At 49.9% G+C, this 18231-nt stretch carries 16 protein-coding genes; 6 read left to right on the forward strand and 10 right to left on the reverse strand.

The window, feature by feature from the left end:
• Nucleotides 1-40 precede the first annotated feature (40 nt).
• Nucleotides 41-628 carry a TetR/AcrR family transcriptional regulator gene (locus tag ABEB26_RS07750; RefSeq protein WP_345721397.1) on the reverse strand — a complete coding sequence of 196 codons (588 nt, stop codon included), beginning with the start codon at nt 626-628 and terminating at the stop codon, nt 41-43.
• Between the two features lie 312 nt (nt 629-940).
• On the opposite strand from ABEB26_RS07750, the gene ABEB26_RS07755 reads away from it, so the two are divergent.
• From ABEB26_RS07755 to ABEB26_RS07765, 3 genes are all read left to right on the forward strand, one after another.
• Entirely contained in the window at nt 941-1375 is a 435-nt protein-coding gene (locus ABEB26_RS07755; protein ID WP_012190695.1) for a zinc-ribbon domain containing protein, read from the forward strand.
• Nucleotides 1376-1553: 178 nt separating this feature from the next.
• Nucleotides 1554-3998 (forward strand): tetratricopeptide repeat protein, encoded by a 2445-nt coding sequence (locus tag ABEB26_RS07760; RefSeq protein ID WP_345721398.1) that lies wholly within the window; start codon nt 1554-1556, stop codon nt 3996-3998.
• Nucleotides 3999-4078: 80 nt separating this feature from the next.
• Complete coding sequence (locus ABEB26_RS07765; protein ID WP_345721399.1) at nt 4079-4906, forward strand: SDR family NAD(P)-dependent oxidoreductase; 828 nt, start codon at nt 4079-4081, stop codon at nt 4904-4906.
• Nucleotides 4907-5022: 116 nt separating this feature from the next.
• Here the strand turns inward: ABEB26_RS07765 and ABEB26_RS07770 are convergent, their stop codons facing one another.
• Complete coding sequence (locus ABEB26_RS07770; RefSeq protein ID WP_345721400.1) at nt 5023-6315, reverse strand: aminotransferase class III-fold pyridoxal phosphate-dependent enzyme; 1293 nt, start codon at nt 6313-6315, stop codon at nt 5023-5025.
• A gap of 300 nt (nt 6316-6615) precedes the next feature.
• Entirely contained in the window at nt 6616-8769 is a 2154-nt protein-coding gene (locus tag ABEB26_RS07775; RefSeq protein WP_345721401.1) for a DUF5107 domain-containing protein, read from the reverse strand.
• A gap of 179 nt (nt 8770-8948) precedes the next feature.
• Here ABEB26_RS07775 and ABEB26_RS07780 point away from each other — a divergent pair, with 179 nt between their 5' ends.
• A complete protein-coding gene (locus ABEB26_RS07780; protein WP_345721402.1) occupies nt 8949-9713 on the forward strand; it encodes a hypothetical protein in 765 nt (254 codons plus the stop codon).
• Between the two features lie 249 nt (nt 9714-9962).
• Here the strand turns inward: ABEB26_RS07780 and ABEB26_RS07785 are convergent, their stop codons facing one another.
• On the reverse strand, nt 9963-10727 hold the full coding sequence (locus tag ABEB26_RS07785) for a sporulation protein (RefSeq protein ID WP_345721403.1): 765 nt from the start codon (nt 10725-10727) through the stop codon (nt 9963-9965).
• A 69-nt stretch (nt 10728-10796) separates the two neighbouring features.
• Nucleotides 10797-11192, reverse strand: a complete 396-nt coding sequence (locus ABEB26_RS07790; RefSeq protein ID WP_345721404.1) for a MerR family transcriptional regulator — start codon at nt 11190-11192, stop codon at nt 10797-10799.
• A 105-nt stretch (nt 11193-11297) separates the two neighbouring features.
• Here ABEB26_RS07790 and trxA point away from each other — a divergent pair, with 105 nt between their 5' ends.
• A complete protein-coding gene (gene trxA, locus ABEB26_RS07795; protein WP_345721405.1) occupies nt 11298-11639 on the forward strand; it encodes a thioredoxin in 342 nt (113 codons plus the stop codon).
• Between the two features lie 498 nt (nt 11640-12137).
• On the opposite strand, the gene ABEB26_RS07800 is transcribed toward trxA, so the two are convergent.
• Nucleotides 12138-12389, reverse strand: coding sequence for a helix-turn-helix domain-containing protein (locus tag ABEB26_RS07800; protein ID WP_345721406.1), 252 nt, complete (start codon nt 12387-12389; stop codon nt 12138-12140).
• Between ABEB26_RS07800 and ABEB26_RS07805 the strand changes: the two genes are divergently transcribed.
• Complete coding sequence (locus ABEB26_RS07805; protein ID WP_345721407.1) at nt 12388-13983, forward strand: ATP-binding protein; 1596 nt, start codon at nt 12388-12390, stop codon at nt 13981-13983. The genes ABEB26_RS07800 and ABEB26_RS07805 overlap by 2 nt on opposite strands.
• Here the strand turns inward: ABEB26_RS07805 and ABEB26_RS07810 are convergent.
• The 4 genes from ABEB26_RS07810 to ABEB26_RS07825 all read right to left on the reverse strand — a co-directional run bounded on the left by ABEB26_RS07810 (nt 13976) and on the right by ABEB26_RS07825 (nt 18189).
• A complete protein-coding gene (locus ABEB26_RS07810) occupies nt 13976-14404 on the reverse strand; it encodes a response regulator (protein WP_345721408.1) in 429 nt (142 codons plus the stop codon). The genes ABEB26_RS07805 and ABEB26_RS07810 overlap by 8 nt on opposite strands.
• Before the next feature lie 67 nt (nt 14405-14471).
• Nucleotides 14472-15347, reverse strand: coding sequence for an ABC transporter permease (locus ABEB26_RS07815; protein WP_345721409.1), 876 nt, complete (start codon nt 15345-15347; stop codon nt 14472-14474).
• Nucleotides 15344-16303, reverse strand: coding sequence for an ABC transporter ATP-binding protein (locus tag ABEB26_RS07820; protein WP_345721410.1), 960 nt, complete (start codon nt 16301-16303; stop codon nt 15344-15346). The genes ABEB26_RS07815 and ABEB26_RS07820 overlap by 4 nt, the downstream gene beginning before the upstream one ends.
• Nucleotides 16303-18189, reverse strand: a complete 1887-nt coding sequence (locus ABEB26_RS07825) for a hypothetical protein (RefSeq protein WP_345721411.1) — start codon at nt 18187-18189, stop codon at nt 16303-16305. The genes ABEB26_RS07820 and ABEB26_RS07825 overlap by 1 nt, the downstream gene beginning before the upstream one ends.
• Nucleotides 18190-18231 lie beyond the last annotated feature (42 nt).

Here is an 18231-nt window from a genome sequence, read left to right on the forward strand (position 1 = left end):
GCTGGGCTTGAGGCGTTGTCGTAGCTTAGAACACGCTGGGTTAGTGGGTTGGGTTTGGTGGTAGTAAGGCCTGCTCAATAAATTGCAACAAGGTTGGTTCGTAATGGCTAACATCACTTTCACCGCGAATCATGGCCATCGTCACGACCCATTCAATTAAGCCCGCCAGAATTTCGGCCAAGGCCAACGGTTGATAGCTGTAGATGGTGTTTTGCTGCATCCGCTGCTCTAAGGCGGTGGCCAAGAGGGCGTGTAAGCGGAGACGAGCAGGGAGTTGTTGCTCTGCTTCAAGATTCAAGCCAGCTTCTAGCCCCAATAAACGGAATAAATCGGTATGTTGCAGCGAAAAGCGAATCGCCGTTTGGACACATTCGCGAATCATGGTTGGGGTTGATTCAAGCGCCAAAATCGGCATAATTACCTCGGTCAAGCCCTCTAAAACTGAATCAGCCAGCGCCATGGCGAGGGTTTGCTTGGAATCAAAATAGAGATAAAGCGTGCCAGTAGCCATCTCGGCGCGGGCGGCAATATCGAGCATCCGAGCTTTGGTGTAGCCTTGTTCCATAAAAATTTCACGGGCAGCGCGGAGAATTGCTTCGCGGCGGTGAGGATCGGCGGTGCGTGCCACTCGTTGGCTCCTTTGAACATTTGGACAATCTAGCGATGTTGGCTTGATTATAGCAAAACTCCATGCTGGCTCAAGCGCTAAAAATTGCAACTAAAGAATGGTTTTAGACCATTCTGAAGGGCTAAAATTGCCTAAAAAGTGGCTTGCACAGCGTTTTAGCTATGATATACTGGCCGCAAGTGAATGTTTTGGTCGCGAGCTCAAATGTAGCTCTGCTGCCCCACACGCAATCGGCTTCCTCGCTTGAGTTTTGCGTTGACCCGAACCCTTTCACCCCGAAATCTGGTCTTAACCTTTTTTGGAAGGAATCCTATGAGTTTCACCGACAAAACCCTCGTCTGTGTCGATTGCGGGAATGACTTCGTTTTTACTGCTGGTGAACAAGAGTTTTACGCACAAAAAGGCTTTACCAACGAACCACGTCGCTGTACTCAATGTCGTCAAAGCAAAAAACAACAGCGGAGCGAGCCAAGTAGCCGCTCATCATTTAGCCGAGATAGCAGTTTTGGTGGTGGTCGCGAGCGCAGCCGCGAGTATGGCGGTCGCGATAGTTTTGGTGGTGGTGGGCGTTCTAGCTTCGGTGGTGGCAATCGCCGCGATGCTGCTGGCCAAGCTTCACGCGAAATGTACGATACGGTGTGTGCTGAGTGTGGACGAACCACAACAGTGCCCTTCAAGCCAACTCAAGGCCGTCCGGTCTATTGCCGCGATTGTTTTCAAAAGCAACGAACTTCTTCACGTTGGTAGGGTCGGGTAGCGTAGCATAAATTTTGGTGGGGCAGCCGTTCAGTCGCCAATTGTGGCGGCTGAATTTGTTTTAATCGCTAGCGATCTTGAGCAGTTTAGCCGAATTATGCCAGAAATAACCCTAACGAGGGTCTTTGTAGAGCGAGACCCCCGCTTGATCGTGCTGTGAGGATTCCCTATGGAGATGCCAGCCCTGATTGGATTGCTCGTTGATGCTGTGCTTGCTGTTCGACCCGACGCTGATCGCCTAACCGTTGAGGCGGCGTTTAGTGCGCTGTTGGCTGGTAAACCAACCCTACTTGATGATGTTCCTTTATCTCTGCTGATTGATCAATCAAGCAAGCAATCGCATGCGACAATCTTGTATGCAGGCCAGACCATTGCTGTTGATCTGCCCCAACCAATCGATCCGCTGGTCGCGGCGCTGGCTGCGGTTGCCTCACTGCCGCTCACGACTGTGCCTGCGGCGCGGACTGATCAACCGTCGGTCTCACACCTGCCGTTTGAATCGAGTAGCAGCTTTGTTGGGCGTGAGCAAGAATTATTAGCGCTGGCTGCTGCGATTGGCCATGCTCAGCCAACGGTCGTGTTGCCAGCCGTCGCTACTGGCCTTGGCGGAATTGGCAAAACCAGCCTTGTTACAGAGTTTGCCTATCGCTATCGCAGCTATTTCCATGGCGGCGTATTCTGGATCAACTGCGCTGATCCGGAGCAGGTTGCTAATCAAATTGCTGCATGTGCCGAGGCGCTGGCGCTTGATCCAACAGGTTTAACGCTTGATGCTCAGGTGCAACACGTTTTAGCGGCATGGCAATCGCCGCTGCCGCGCCTGCTAATTTTCGATAACTGTGAAGATTTGGCAATCCTTGAACGTTGGATGCCAACGCTGGGTGGTTGTCGGGTGTTAGTCACCGCCCGCAATCAATTATCAACGACGGCCTCAATGCGGCTTGGGGTTTTGGCTCCTGCCGAAAGCCGCGCCTTGCTGCAACAGCTTTGCCCACGCCTGACAACTGCTGAGGCCGATGCAATTGCCGCTGATCTTGGGAATTTGCCGCTAGCTTTGCAGCTTGCAGGCAATTATCTCAATACCTATGATCAACAGAGTGTTGCCCAATATCGCCAAGATTTAGCAGTTACCCATCATTCGCTCAAAGGCGGGGCTGGGTTGCCCTCGCCAACCCGCCATGAACAAGATGTTGAAGCGACGTTTATGCTCAGTTTGAACCAATTTGATTCGGCCAATCCGCTGGAGATGCTGGCCTTAGATATGTTGGATGGCGCGGCCTGGTGTGCGCCGGGTGTGCCCATTCCGCGTGAGCTTGTGCTCGATTTTGTTCCCAATGAGACTGATGATCAAACTGCGCTGGCATCGCTGCAATTGTTGGATCAACGTGGGTTAATTGATGGTAGTGAGATGCTGGTTGTGCATCGTTTGTTGGCGCAAGTTGTTCAGGTGCATCGCGGCTCAGTGCAAATTCGCGACCTAGTTGAGTATCGGATAAACGAGCATGCCTTTCGGATTAGTTCAACACGCGTGCCAAAGTACATGCTGCCACTGGAGCCACATTTGCGCCATGTGACTCTGCGAGCGCTGACACGCGAGGATGAACGGATCGCTCGCTTGTGCAATAGTCTTGGCTATTGGGAACATCTGCGTGGGATGTATGGCGAGGCTGAGCGCTGGTATGAACGGGGTTTAGTCATTATGCAAAAGGTCTTGGGTCTAGAGCATCAAAATACTGCCCGCATAATGAATAATTTGGCAGGTATTCGTTTGGAGCAAATGCGCTATGCCGAGGCCCAAGCTTTGTATGAGCAGGTTTTGGCGATTTGGAAGGTGGCGTTAGGCCCAGAACATCCCGATACCGCTCGCTGTATGAACAATCTGGCCTCGGCTTTAGGGCGACAAGGACAGAATGCCGAGGCCTTGGCGATGCTTGAACAAGCATTGGCAGTTTGGGAAGCAGCCTTAGGCCCAGAGCATCCCGATACCGCGATTAGCATCAACAATCTGGCGGTAGCTTTGGAGGGCGAAGGCCGCTATGCCGAAGCCCAGGCGTTGCATGAACGAGCAGTGAAAGTATTGGAGGCAACCTTAGGGTCGGATCATCCCGACATGGCAACCAGTTTGAACAGTTTGGCCCGATTATTGGAACATCAAGGCAAATATTCACAAGCTCTGCCATTCTATCAACAGGCGTTGGCGATTCGCGAAAAAGCCTTGAATCCAGAACACCCCGACATTGCAATTAGCCTGAACGAGCTCGCAGGATTGCTGCTAGAACAAAAACGTTATGCTGAGGCGCAGGCCTTATATGAACGAGCGCTGACGATTCGCGAATTGGTGTTTGGCCCAGAGCATGCCGATACAATCACCGTTATGGCGAATTTAGCGGTGGCGTTGGAGCGGCGCGGGCAATACCGCGAAGCGCTGGCCTTGCATGCACAGGCATTGACCATTAGTCAAAAAGTCTTGGGCGATAACCACCAGACGAGCCAACGGATTCATGCTAGCCATGTCCGAACCGTCCAAGCGATTCAAGAAGCATTCGACCAATCGGCAGCCAAACGATCCAGTGGCAAACGCACCAACGATGAGCAAATCAAGCAATGGAAGTAGCGCCAAAATAATTGCTCAATGGCATTTTGGCCCAAGGTTTAGTATGATCGTCGCATACTAGCTGTTTTTGGAGGTAGACAATGGCGTTATTGGCCGAGAAAGTGGCATTAATTACTGGAGCTGGACGCGGGATTGGAGCGGCTGCAGCGCGATTGTTTAGCCAGCATGGGGCGCGAGTGGTGTTGTGCGATTTGGATGCTGCGCCAGTTGAACAATTGGCGGCTGAATTAAAGGCTGCTGGTGGTCAAGCCTTGGCGTTTACTGGCGATGTGACCAGCGCTGAATTTGCGTCGCAAGTCATTGCCGCCACCTTAGAGCACTTCGGTGGCTTAGATGTGTTGGTCAATAATGCTGGCTATACGTGGGATGGTGTATTGCACACCATGGATGATGCTCAATGGCAAGCCATGCTTGATGTGCATTTATCAGCTCCCTTTCGACTGATTCGGGCAGCGGCTCCCTATTTGCGCGATACCGCCAAAGCCGAAATCAAGGCTCATGGTGCGGCCAAAGCCCGCAAAATTATCAATGTTTCTTCGGTTTCGGGCGTATATGGCAATGCTGGGCAAGTCAATTATTCGGCGGCCAAATCAGGTGTCATTGGTCTAACCAAAACCCTTGCCAAGGAATGGGGCCGTTTCAATGTCCAAACCAATGCGGTTTGCTATGGCTTTATCGAAACCCGCCTGACCGCTGCCAAAGAACAAGGCGAGACGATTCAGCGTGGCGATCAGGCAATTAAACTTGGTGTGCCCGAAAATCTGATGGCGGGAATTACCATGTTTCACCCAATGGGGCGGGCTGGTACACCAGAAGAAGCGGCAGGCCCGATGGTCTTTTTGGCTTCGAGCTTGGCCAATTATGTGAACGGCGAAATTCTCGAAGTAACTGGTGGTATGGGGATTTAGTCAATCTATCAAGCAGAGGTGCAGGCAAAATAACTCCTGCACCCCCAAGCATCTAGGTTGAGGATTGTTCCTATGAGTTCTAAGCCTCAGCTTCGTGTCCTTCGTGGCTCAACCAACTAGCCCGCAACTTGTTCTTTGCCATTGGTCGATTCGATGATGCCGCGATCAAGTAGCTCTTGTAAACCTTGCGCAACTGCTTCGATCGTGAAATCAATTTGCTCGATCGTATGAGCGCTGGTCAAGAAGTTAACATCGCGGCGCAGAATTACCCCACGTTTGGCCAATGTGCCCAGCAAGGCTTCCATCAAACGAGCATGGGTTGGCATATCAGGCGCAAAGGCGAAGAAGGGAATTGCATCATAGCCACACACGCGCAAGGCTACTCCTAGCGCCTCGGCTTTGGCATTCACGCCTTCGCGCAACCGTTGGCCAAGCTTGGTCACATGCTCAAAATAATTAGTGTTGCGATAGACGTTGATCACTTCATAGCAAACTTCCAGCGAGAGCATTTCGCCGCCAAAGGTGGTTGAAACTTGCAAATCTGATAAGCGTTCGAGATATTTTTTGGGGCCAGCGATCGCTGAAAGTGGCATACCTGCGGCGATGCCCTTCGAGAGACAGACGAAATCGGCATCAACGCCATAGAATTCTTGCGCTCCACCCAAGGCCAAGCGGAAGCCTGTTACTACTTCATCGAGCACAAATAAAGCGCCAACCGCATGACAAGCGGCTTTGACTTCGTTCAAATACTCAGTATCCAAGCAGTGTTTGTAGGGCATCGAAAGCAAGACGGCGGCCAATTGATCGCCATGTTTGTTGATCGCAGCGATCAAGTTGGGCTTTTCGTGGGGAGCCATCAACGAGACTTGTTCGGTGTATTGGCTGAGCACGGCGGGTACGCCGGGGGTGTAATACATAAAATGGTCGTGCCAGCCGTTGTAGCCAACCGTGATAATGCGTTCGCGCTTGGTAAGGTGGCGAGCCAAGCGCACAGCAGCCGAAGTGGCATCAGCCCCAGTTTTGAAGAAGCGAGCCATTTCAGCATTCGGAATAATATCGATCAATGCTTGAGTTGCTCGTAGCTCAACTTCAGTGGGCAGCGAATGAATCAGCCCTTTATCCAAATTGTTGCGAATTGCCTCGACCACCGCTGGATGGTTGTGGCCCAAGGTGGTTGCGCCTAAGCCACAAATAAAATCGATGTATTGATTGCCATCAACATCGGTTACCAACGCGCCATCGCCATGATCAATAAAAACTGGAAACGAACCATAAGCAAATTGCTCTGGCCGTTTCATTAACGATTGGGTTGTCCCTGGAACAATCGCTTCGGCTTGGGCTAACAATTCCATCGATTTGGTGAGATTTAGGGCTTCGCCGCTGACCTTAGGCAGTTGTGCTGCACTCATGCTGCTCGATCCTTCCATATATGCTCGACGTTTAGTTGTATGATTATGTAGAATAAAATCAATTTAGTCGGATTAAATAGATTTTATTTGAGCGCTAGTATACGGAAGCGACGTTGGTTTGTCAAAATCTTTGACCTAGCCGCATATTTGGCTATAGGCTTTTGGCTTTTGGCTATCGGGGATTGCTTGATGTAACAGGTGTTCCGATAGCTCATAGGCTTGATCTCCCCATCCTTCGTGTTCTTCGTGGATCAAAAAATAAACTTTGTGTCCTTTGTGGTTGCTAAAAACAGATTTTTGCTAAGGAACAATGATTTGCTGTGTTTGCCCAGCCCATTCGATTGAAAGAACCTCACCACGAGCAATATTTTGGGTTAATTCAACGCGCAATGGTTGCTGCGGCTTGAGATCAAGCGTGGCTTGCCAAAGGGTTTGGCCTGCCGTGCTAATCCGAATTGGCGTTGCATTGACAGCTTGGCTTGGCTGAATTGCCACAATTAGATTGCCGTTGCTGGTCGTTTGCAAGCCAACCGCACCATAACGATTGCCCGCGCTCAAATCGCCTAAATCGTGCAAGGGCAGCCAATGGGCTTCGAACGAACGACTTTGACCTGCGGCTAAACTTGGGTAATCCCAAAACGTAGCTTGTGCGCCATGCCAGAGTTCGGCATAATCGCTGTCATCGGTGGTGTAAAGGCTGCGATCAAATTGGTCGCCAAAGGCAAAGGTTTTAATGCCAGGCAAGTTAGGATCAAGATCAACCAACATCAGACCTTGGTTGAGCGCCGGATCATACACGCCAGCCCATTTTCCACTCAGGTTGTCGGCGGCAAAGAGGCCGATATAGCCGTTCCACGTTGCATAACGACTGAGATCACGCTGATTGAAATTGGGCCAGCTGATCGTTTGTTGCGGTGCTGGTAGGGCTGAATCTTGAGTTGCATGGACAATCATCTGCTGGGTTGGCACGACAAAATGTAAGCTCCGTTGCAGCTGGTTGATGCCACCAGGCGCAATCATCGCATTCATCCAAAATTGAAATGTCTGCGGGCTAGCGGTTGGGTTGCGATAATTGCCACGCATATTGACGATTTGGCTATCGTTATTTAGCTCAATCGTGATTTCAATTTGGATGCCAGTGTGGCGTTCAGTGGTTGAAACGATCACCCGTGCCGCCTCGTTAGTTTGCTCCAAGCGATAATCCCATGGCTCAGATTCGAGGTAGCCATGCTCCTCGGTTGGGGCGGCCCATTCAATGCCGCCAGCCGCCAGCCACCAACCGCGTTGCCCCAAATGACTAGCTTTGATCACTGGATTTTGATAGAGCAAGTTCTGGCCTGTGGCTTTGTTGATCAGCTGATAAACTCGCCCGCCCAGCTCTGGCAAGATCGTTAGCGTGACATAACGATTTTCAAGCTTGAGCAAACGATAATTTTTAGGTTGATAGCCCGTGATTTTGCTGCGATCAATCCGTTTGTAGGGGTAAATTGGGTCGTTGGGTAGGCTATCGACGAGCGCTGGCTGATAGCCTTCGGTATTCAAGGCCAACGTGCCAGCCTCAGAAACCTTGGCCGCAATGCTGCTATCCTGAAAATAATAGATTGGCGTGGCATAGCGCCAGCGATAGTAATGGCTGCCCACATTGCCCATTTCAACTTGCCAATTCGCCGAATTATTGGGATTGTAGGTGAGCACACGGCGCTCAAAAGCTTGGAATAACACTCGTTGGGCTTGGCCGTTAATCGTTGTATCGATCCAATAGGCCTCAGTAATTGGGTAACCGAATGTACCAAGTACATTGGTTACGCTACCCAGCGCTTGCTGAAAATCGAAAAATACTTTGGGCACGTTGTGGCCCGTAACGCTTTCATACTGCACGATGGTCGTGTTGGCAGTTGCCAAATTTGGCTCGTCGCTGATCTGGCCGTTTGCCGCTAGTAGGCTGCTAATCCGCTGGCCTTGGCGATTTTCGCTGCGATGATCGCCGTTGGTGGTGGCGATCGGCTCAAGGCTGGCATAGGTTGGGCTTGGGCTATCGGGGTCGCCAGCAATTGGCACGTTGGCCGCTGAACGAGCCTCAAATTGCTGATCACCAATTTGCATTTTGCCGCTGATCAACTCAACGACCAACAAACCATTGGTTGCAAACCACTCACTGGTACGATCAGCGTTAGGTTGGCTAATTTCCATGCGAGCTTTATCAAAATATTGCACAAGGCGGCTGGCTTGAGGCGATTGCTGATAGCGCTCGATAATCCGTGGGCCGATGTTTTGGCCCCAAACCCATGAACGGATGGTTTGGCCATCGGCCACTGCTTGATCGGCGCGTTGCCAGCGTTGGCGAAAGGCTGTATCGGCAAACCCATCAGTAAACGCAGCATAACTTGGGCGTTGTGGCACAAAACTCAAACTGACAATTAATAAGCAAAAACTCAGGGTTATTCGGCGAAACATAGATTCCTCCAACATCAAATTCTACGGTGAGTATAGCGCTGTGGCGGGCCAAAAACCATAGTTTGAGGCTGAAGCTGGCCTGAGAAACCTGAAAATTCTGCTTGGTTGCTTGTCTAATATGGGCCAATTATGCTCTATAGTATGGCTAGTGTGTGAATGCTCAAAAGGGGGCTGCTGCAATGAACGATCTGCAAATTGCTGAACAACTGCAAGCTAGTTATAGTCTGTTTGCGCCAATTCGGGCGCATTTTCGTGGGCCTGAAGTCGAACGCGGTGGCTGCCCACGCCATGGCATGCATGCAGTCTATGCCAAAAAATATGGCGAACATCTGGCAACAATCTATCCAGGCATCAACGCGATTGGGGTTGAATCGTCGTTTGATGCGGCTCAATTGCCTGCAATCATGGCGGCGTTGGGTAGTTTGCGCGAGGTGTTGTTGGCGAATTTGGCCCATCGGATTGTTGAATATGCTCAAGCCAGCAAGCCCTATGTTTTGCCAGCCTACTTGCGCAGTATCGAAGTGGCGCTTGAACATTTTGCCAAACGTCATCCTGAGCAATTGGCGGCGCTTGATGCGGTGTTTTGCGTGGCTGGTGGCGAGGGTTTTCGCGATTTAATCGTGTTTCATGGCGGGCATCTTTTAGAGCAAGCCAAAGCTGGGGCGCTCTGGACGAATATTGATATGTATTCATTGGTCGATTTACATGATCGCCAAACAGCTGAGGGCTTAGAAAAGTTTGAGGTTTGGTGCTTAGGCGGCGATTTGGCCAAAGCGGTGCTGACTGAATTTCAGAAAGCGGCCTTGATGTTGGTAATTCAAGGCTGGCAACCACAGCCGCTTACCAAAGAATTAGCCTTATTGCCAGCCGATCTGAATCGCCATTTTGGCCAGAAGGTGCGTAATTTATTGCACAAAGCCTTGGCTCAGTATGTTTTAGGGTGAAAATATAGTAGCTCCCTTCACCCTGACCCCTCTCCCGCCGCTGTGGGAGAGGGATTCTTACAAGAGTAGTTTTTCATTACGTTCCGTTTCGTACCAACGATTCGATGGTTTATTGATGGATAGTTGATTACCACTAGGCCCATTTTAGGGGGTGCAGGGGGCTTTAATCCCCCTGCGTCTCCCGCCTTGAGGCGGGACGGAAGGGTGGTGATCAGATTGCTTGTTAAAAACCCATCCTTGATAGGAATATTAATGGCGAATGCGCGATTGGATGGTTTGGCTGATGATATGCGCCAAATCAGGGCGTTGAATATCGGCATGGGTAAAGGTCAACTTCGCGTAGCGCTCGTTGAGGTCAAAATCGGCAAACAGCTTAGCAAAGCCATGCAACCGCTTGTCGATTTCCAAATAGACATCAACTCCATAATCTTGCAAATCGAGCACAACCTCTAATTCTTCGATGTGGAAACTTTGGTGGCCATAGGGCTTGAACTCAAGTTCTTGCACAAATGGATAGGGGCCGCGCCAGCGAGAGTTGTATTCGTTGTGCACGGTGTAAAGCTGGAAGCCAATTTGCTGAATGGCCTGAATAATCGTTGCTTGCGAAGGATGGGGCTGAATCTGCAATTGATCAACATCACCTGCATCGACCCCGCCACTGATCGATAAACCAGTGCGAATAAAGACTGGCTGATGGCCCATGGTCAAGGGCGTATCGAGCGGCAAGTTAATGCTAAAGGGAATGCGTTGTTGAGCGCCTGGTTGAAGCTTAAACCGCTGCGTCAGTGGATATTGCCCAATCGTGTGATCTTGGGTCATTTTGCTATCGTCGTACTCGCGGGTATAACGAGCGACCAAAAACAAATACAGTGCCTCGATATCTTGTTCGACATCACCGCCCATAATATGCACTTCGCCAGTGATCGTGCCACCTGGAGCGGTTGTATTATTGTGGAGATGGGTTTCGATACGAGCATTGCCAATACCAACGCTGGCGAGCAATTTACGGAACATGCACATCCTCCTAAGTTGATCGATTTGTTATGGCGTTATACGTAGACACAGTATCAAAAGGTTTCATAATTAATCCTGACAATGTTGTAACACACAATGCACACACATTTCAAGGGTGGCGCAGCGACAACGTAGCCCGCGCTGGAGTAATTGTTGCACATGGCTAGCTTGTTCGAGCAATTGGCTAAGATCGGCCAATTTTTGCTTGGCTAATTGCCGCCATAAGCCTGCTAATGGAGCCTGTTGCTGTTCATGTTGAAATAGCAATTGAATCTCGGTGAGGCTAAAGCCAAGCCGCTGAGTTGTGCGAATAAACGCCAGACGCTCGAAAATCTGCTGATCATAATAACGCCGACCATTCTGCCGTGCAGCAGGCGGCAATAAATTAATTTCTTCATAATAACGAATAGTTGAGGCTTTGATTCCCGCCTGTTTGGCGACCATACTGATACTAAGTTGTTGCATATGCCGACCCCTGAAATTGCTGCTTGACTTCCAGTTAACTTGAACTTGTAGACTGCCAACGAGCTAGTGTAATCATGCAATAGCTGTCAAGTGGAGGTCTCGTTCATGCAAACCGTGATCGATCAGCCAGTTCAGATTAGCGATGCCAGCTTTGAAACGCAGGTATTACAATCGGATACGCCAGTAATTGTCGATTTTTGGGCACCTTGGTGTGTCCATTGCCGCGTGATTGCGCCAATTTTGGCCAAATTAGCTCAGCGTTATGCTGGTGAAATTGTGGTTGCTAAAATCAACACCGACGAAGATGTGCAATATGCCAGCCGTTTGGGTGTGCGTGGTTTGCCCACAATGGTGGTATTTCAACATGGCCAAGAGGTTGATCGCTGGATTGGGGCGATGAGTGAAGCAGCATTTGAGCAACGTGTGCAACGGCTGCTTGGGCGTTAAATTATAACAGGCAGGCTGCTTCTCACGGCGGCCTGCCTGTTTATTCTTCCTCGGTAAATTATCTAGGCTCCCACAAGCGGACTATTGGCATTCTTCCAACCTACTCCATTGTTCTTCTCTCCCACAAGCGTTGACGATAGATTGATGGCGGCTGATGTAACAGTGTTACAGCGGCCACTGTGGGTTTGCAATGGCTGGCAATGTAGCCCTCTACAGCTACAGAGCGCACGGCTGGCGACCATGAGACCTCCTAGTGGTGACCGATGGAGTGCTGCGACGCTTGAATTTGGTTGTTTGCCTAGCACAGACTGTTCGTTGAAATCGATAGTCGGATATAATGATGCTACGCCACAGCCACATTCGCACTGGCTCGGTTGCTTTATTAAGTTGTTGGTTGAATTAATTGTCGATAATGCTACGATAGCATACAATCAAACCAAGAGAGTGCAATATCTCTCTTTGTTGTGTCTAGAGTTTTGCTAGAGAACCTTGGAGAAATTACGAATCCGTAACTGAGGATTGGGTGGCTGAAGTAGGTTGAGAAAGATAGCGCTCAAGCTCAGCCGCCGTTGTGTACCAATAGCGATCAAGTTTGATGCCACGGATTTTACCTTTATTAAGGTAAACGCGCAAGGTGCCTTCGGTGAGCGACTGAGCAGGGTAATATTCACGGGTATAAGCCGCCGCCTGCTGCAAGGAGAGCAGTTGGCTGGCTGGTGGGTCGTAGGTTAGACCAGAGGGCTGTTCCATGCCACATCCTTGGCCAAATAAAATGCTCCGCCAATTACTCCGCGGCGAGATGTTATCGCAAACGTTGCAGCAGTGGGTCGATAATCATGGTGGTCGGCAGGTAGTTGTGCAAACGTTGCGCGATGGCATGAGCCACGATGTTGATGCACTTGCCTTCTTTGAACAGCAGGTAAATCGTTATACCACAGAAAGCCAAAAAGCTGCAAATCTTAATATGGCCGATAGCACTTATTACGCCAAACGTGGCCGTTTTTATGAGCAACTACGTCATTTGCTCGATCATCTGCCCAGCCTGCGTCCTACTACAATCATCGGTCTGCCGATTCCGCTTACGCCTTTGGTTGGCCGCCAAGCAGTTTTGCAAGAGTTGCTAGAGCTTTGCCGTGAATATCGCCTAGTGACCTTGCATGGGATAGGTGGCATCGGCAAAACCCGCCTCGCGATTGCTCTCGCCAGCTATATTGCTAATGCTGGCTTTGCGCAAGAAGTGGTTTTTATCGATTTGCGCAATGAATACACTGTGCACGATAGCTGGCATGCGCTGCTCAATCGCTGGTTCGGCGACCCCAAAGCCGATTTAACGAGTTATATTCAGCAATCCAATCGGCGCACAGTGCTGATCATTGATAACTGTGAGCATATTCGGGCGGTTGCTGAGATGCTGTTGCCATTGCTCAATTTTGGCAATATTTCGATTATTACCACGACGCAAATTGCCCTGAGCATCAATGGCGAACGGCGTTTTCCAGTGCCAGCGCTTAGCCTTGAAGAAGGCATTTTGCTGTTTGAGCAACGTGCTCGCGATTTGAACCGCCAAGTTGAGCGCCGTCAAACTGAGCAAATTGTCCAGCGTTTGGCGGGGCATCCTTTGGCGATTGAAATTGCCGCTTCGCAATTGTTGTTGGTTTCGCTCAACGATATTTTGGCCATGACCAACGTCGAAATGCTAGAGATTGAATCGTTGGCGAATGGCTCGGCCTCGCATCGCACCTTGCGCCAAATGGTTGAGTATACGTTTTCGTTGTTAAATGATGATGTGCAAGCTGCTTGTCTCCGCTTGGCGCTGTTTGAACATCATTTTAGCCTAGCCCAAGCCACCCAAGCTTTTAAAGTCAATTGGCGGGTTGCTAGCGGTTTGGTCGATGCGTCGTGTTTAGAGGGCAGCGTCGATAGCCGTGGCGAAACGCGGTTTAGCATGCCGATTGTGATTCGTTTATATGCGCGGCAGGTGGCACTCGAACGCGATGTTTATCATCAGTTGATGCTGGAATTTACTCAATATTGGGCCAATGAAATTAAGCAGATGTTGCAACGCTGGGAGCAAACGATCGAACGCGCCAAAGATCATGGCGAATTGCTCACGCCGATGAATGATCTTTCGTTGTTACGCGAGAGTTATACGACGATTCGTGGCTGTTTGCAATGGGCGGCGATCTATGAGCATACACAATTATTGGAGTTGGTGGGTGGTTTGTGGAAATTTTGGCTGCATTATGAAAGCCCCGAAGGTCGTTTATGGCTGCGTTCAGCTATGAGCATGGCCAGCGAACAGCAACGCAGCGAATTACAACAAATTCTGGTGCTATTTAGCTAAAGATCGGTACTGGTATATCGCCTGTCCATGTATGCTCCCAAACCGCTTCGCCAGCCAATAAACGGCTAATCTGTTGCGGAAAGTAGGCCGGACGAATTGGCTTGCCTAAAAAGCCAAAAAAGCCCAAGGTTTTGGCGCGTTCAACAATGCTCATATCGCTAAATCCTGTCAAGGCAATACAGGGGGCAATTGAGCGCAAGGAACCAACCAAATCGAAGCCCGATTGATCTGGCAACTGCACATCAAGCAAAATGAGGGCAGGTTGCAAGGCTTGAATGGCTTGGGCCGTTGCCACTCGGCCATTGGGGAAGAAGTGTAAGTGATGCCCTTGTTGATGTAATGTGCTCCGAATGATTAATAGGGTATCTGGTTGGTCTTCGATCACAACAAGCGTAGCGATACCAGCCTCCTTGGATTGCAATATGTGGCTGAATTGTACCGCGAAAGCAGCGGCATGGGCAATAGGGCATACCGCTGCTCAACGATTGTTAGCCGCCGCTCGAATGCGCAACCGATTTTTGCAATTGCTTGGAGCTACGCCAAATTAAGAAGGGAATGAGCACCAGCCAAATCAAGACGGAAATAACCCATGGTTGTAAAATTGTGCCACCGCCAAGTTGGCCTTGGAGATCTAAAGTCCAAGTAGTTGCCTGACCTTCAGTAACACTCTGAATCCACATAATTAGGCTAAAGAAAGGGCTAAACGACAAAATCACAACCCCAAGATTGCGAATAAAGCCATTCTCGACAATTGACTCAAACAATGCTTGATCATTCGAGAGCACTGCGAGAACCAGGATCGCCAGTAATGGCAGCCCAATTGCCAAGATTAGGGCTAAACCAAGGGTTGCCATCATTGCCCCACGGCTGGTTTTGGCCCACGAAGCGCCCCAAATCCCGACGCTACCATAGCCCAAAACCGTGACCAATTGAATTGCTAAGGCAATCCATAGGTCGCGGGCTTCGATTCCCCCAATCAGCAAGGCCAATGCGCCAATTGGCAAGCTGGCTAAACTAAGCAAAAAGAGGAATAAACACGGCGCAATCAGTTTGCCCAAGATGATTTGGTAGCGCCGTACAGGTGTAACCATTAACACATCGATGGTTTGGCGATCGCGTTCGCTGCCCAGCGATGAGGCATTGAGCGATGGCGCAAAAAAGGTCAGTTGAAACAAGGCTACGGCGGCAGCGGTGCTATATAAACTTAAGCCAATCTCGCTGCGATCAACAAAACTACTTTCGCTTTGACCAGCGTAAATCAGCACACACAAGCCACTAAGAATGAATAAGTAGATGCTGAGCATGGTAAACGCCCGGTTGCCGCGCAAATACGAGCGAAATTCCTTTTGCAAAATTGCCTTCATGCCACCACTCCCTGTGTCACATGCAAAAAGACTTCTTCAAGGTCGGATTGGCGTTCGGCAAAGTGATTGACCCGAAAGCCTTGGCTGACGAGGTTGCTCAAAATTGCGCTGCTCTCTTCAGCTGTCCCGCTGAAGTTGATCGCCAATTTGCCGCCTGCTTGATCATCGGCTAGCTCATTGGCTAAATGCACATCGTTGATCGTTGACAGTTGTTTGAGCATTTGCAAAGCTGGCATTGCCCGTTCAAGCACTTGGACTTCAATCAATTTATGTGGGCGTAAATCCTGCATAATTTGTTCGACTGGGCCGCTTGCCAGCAGTGTGCCACGCTCAATAATGCCAATATGGCTACACATTTCGGCTAGCTCCGACAAAATGTGTGAGCTGACCATAATCGTTTTGCCCATACGGCTTAATTCGCGCAGCAACTCGCGTAGCTCGATCCGGGCGCGTGGGTCAAGCCCGCTGGCTGGTTCATCGAGAATTAACAAACTGGGATCGTGGGCCATGGTGCGAGCCAAACTGAGGCGCTGTTTCATCCCACGGCTGAGATTCATCACATAACTATCGTGTTTTTCGGTCAGATCGACCAATTGCAATAATTCTTGAATCAAACTCGTGCGGCGAGGTTGTTTGATGCCATAGATGTGGGCAAAGAAATCGAGATATTCCCAGACCCGCATGCTTTCGTAAACCCCAAAATAATCGGGCATAAAACCAATCATTTTGCGCACCGCATCGGGATCTTTACGCACTGAAATGCCATTGACAAAGGCTTCGCCAGCGGTTGGTTGGAGCAAGGTGGTCAAAATTCGCATGGTGGTGGTTTTACCAGCACCATTTGGCCCAATAAAACCATAGACCGCGCCTTTGGGAATGCTCAGGTTGACCTGATTGAGCGCTAGGTGTGTGCCAAAACGCTGGGTTAAATTGTGAGTTTCAACGATCAATTCCATCAGCGTTGCTCCAAATCAAGATACAAATTGTAGATATTGCTACTCTTTTGCGGAGCGGCGACCCCATCGACCATAATTTCGTTGAGCACCTCGGTATCAAGCACTGTGATATGCGGCTCAGTATACAGCGAATTTTTGGGCAGTCCATTGTAGTTGGTGCGCTCGTTGCCTGCATTCCAGAGCAATTGTAGGGCTTGGGTTAATTGGTCGTTGTTGTTGAGATAGGGGCTGCTTTGCATGACACGATCAAGGCTGTTATCAATCGTAATCGAAGCCCTAGGTTCGAGTGCTGGCAAAATAATACTTTCTTCGCCATTGAACAGAATTGCATATTCAACCTTGCGTTCGCTGCGATTGGTAATGGTTGCGCCATCCCACGAATTGGCTTTGGCTACCTGAACCTCAAAATTGTAGGGAACTGCGGCTGGACCAATTGCGGCGAGGGTTTGCATTTGGCCGATGTTGCTTTGCCAATTGGGCAAGCGGGTTTTGCCATCGTTGGTTTGCTCGATTGTGCCCGAACCCTCATCTCCAAAGCCTTGAGTTGGTTGGTTGCCAGCAATTAAATTGGCATCAATACTGCCATTCCATGCGCCGCGTCGGCCTGCATTGAAGCCATAATTAACACTGAGCCGACCTTGATCAGCGCCCAGTTGGCTATCAATAATGTTAATCGTGGTGACATTGATATTGCCAGTGCGTAGATCGCCGCCAGCCAAATACATAATGCCCACGAATCCAAGCACAACCAACGGAATGCTAAACCAAGCCCATTCCCGCCGATCCAAGCGCCGCAAAATAAAGTAATTGATCGGGCCAATCAGCAATATGTAGCCAAATAAAATTCCCATCAAGCCTAAAACTGAAGGCAAATTTTGATCAACCCCACGGATCTGGATTGACCATGGCGAGAGCGTTACATTCCAATCGCGATAGAGTTGGGGTTGCAAGAGCACAGGCCAAACTAATCGATCATTAACTTCGGCGGGTAAGTCGCTAGGATTGAAAGCGCTAACGAGGATTTGGCCCATGCCAAGCTTGCGACTGGCTACCAAGGCTTCATTATTGGCCCCAATGCCGAAAATGCTAGCATCGGCGGTTGGTTGAAGTTGGTTAACCCGCAAATTGATTTGGGCAAAAGCTGGAGTATTGCGACTATTGAGGGTTGTCAATACCGCCGAACTATTGCTGCGACTAAGACTGGCAGGCAAGAGTGCTGCTAATTCTTTAGGCAGTTCGGCGCTATTTGGTCCACCACTAACGATTAATGTGCCACCAGTTGCCACCCAACGTTCTAAGGCGGCGGCTTGCTCAGCAGTCGGCTGAACATCTTGCAGCACAATTGCCCCAAAGTTAAACAATTCGCCATCGGTGCTTGGCAGTTGCGCTGGATCAAGCGGCATAACCGTGGTTGGGCGGCCTGGAACTGATGCTCCAGCTAAACTTGAGGCTGGCCCGCCAAATACGCCTACCAACACCTCTTGACTATCGTGCACCCGCACATTGCTGCGGTTGCGAGCTAGTTGCTTGCCTTGCGCATCAATAACTTTGATTTCGACAACTGTTTGATTGAGATTGGCTCGCATTAACAAGCGTACTTGTTTGCGCGAACCACCAGGCAAATCGACATTTTGCAGCAAATCGGCTTGCCCAAAGCCTGTTGTCACCACAACTTGGGCTTGAAGGTCGGCTCCGCTATTTTCGATAGTTGTAATAATTGGATACCAGCCACCATTTAGCACATGACCTTGGGCATCAAAGCCAACTTGATCGATGGTGATAGTGATGGAATCGGCATTTTGGGCATAACTTGGGCTGGGCCAAAGTAGATAGACAAGGGCTAACCCAAGCCAAAACCACCCACGCCACTGGGCTGACTGCGCCATGAAAACTCCTTCGCACAACAGATTCTGACTCCCAAATGAAGC

The sequence above is a fragment of the Herpetosiphon gulosus genome (assembly GCF_039545135.1).
GTDB lineage: Bacteria > Chloroflexota > Chloroflexia > Chloroflexales > Herpetosiphonaceae > Herpetosiphon > Herpetosiphon gulosus.

Coding starts and splice junctions, on each gene's coding strand:
- ABEB26_RS07755 (WP_012190695.1), top strand. CDS start 941: ATGAGTTTCACCGACAAAACCCTCGTCTGTGTCGATTGCGGGAATGAC.
- ABEB26_RS07760 (WP_345721398.1), top strand. CDS start 1,554: ATGGAGATGCCAGCCCTGATTGGATTGCTCGTTGATGCTGTGCTTGCT.
- ABEB26_RS07765 (WP_345721399.1), top strand. CDS start 4,079: ATGGCGTTATTGGCCGAGAAAGTGGCATTAATTACTGGAGCTGGACGC.
- ABEB26_RS07770 (WP_345721400.1), bottom strand. CDS start 6,315: ATGAGTGCAGCACAACTGCCTAAGGTCAGCGGCGAAGCCCTAAATCTC.
- ABEB26_RS07775 (WP_345721401.1), bottom strand. CDS start 8,769: ATGTTTCGCCGAATAACCCTGAGTTTTTGCTTATTAATTGTCAGTTTG.
- ABEB26_RS07780 (WP_345721402.1), top strand. CDS start 8,949: ATGAACGATCTGCAAATTGCTGAACAACTGCAAGCTAGTTATAGTCTG.
- ABEB26_RS07785 (WP_345721403.1), bottom strand. CDS start 10,727: ATGTTCCGTAAATTGCTCGCCAGCGTTGGTATTGGCAATGCTCGTATC.
- ABEB26_RS07790 (WP_345721404.1), bottom strand. CDS start 11,192: ATGCAACAACTTAGTATCAGTATGGTCGCCAAACAGGCGGGAATCAAA.
- trxA (WP_345721405.1), top strand. CDS start 11,298: ATGCAAACCGTGATCGATCAGCCAGTTCAGATTAGCGATGCCAGCTTT.
- ABEB26_RS07805 (WP_345721407.1), top strand. CDS start 12,388: ATGCCACATCCTTGGCCAAATAAAATGCTCCGCCAATTACTCCGCGGC.
- ABEB26_RS07800 (WP_345721406.1), bottom strand. CDS start 12,389: ATGGAACAGCCCTCTGGTCTAACCTACGACCCACCAGCCAGCCAACTG.
- ABEB26_RS07815 (WP_345721409.1), bottom strand. CDS start 15,347: ATGAAGGCAATTTTGCAAAAGGAATTTCGCTCGTATTTGCGCGGCAAC.
- ABEB26_RS07820 (WP_345721410.1), bottom strand. CDS start 16,303: ATGGAATTGATCGTTGAAACTCACAATTTAACCCAGCGTTTTGGCACA.
- ABEB26_RS07825 (WP_345721411.1), bottom strand. CDS start 18,189: ATGGCGCAGTCAGCCCAGTGGCGTGGGTGGTTTTGGCTTGGGTTAGCC.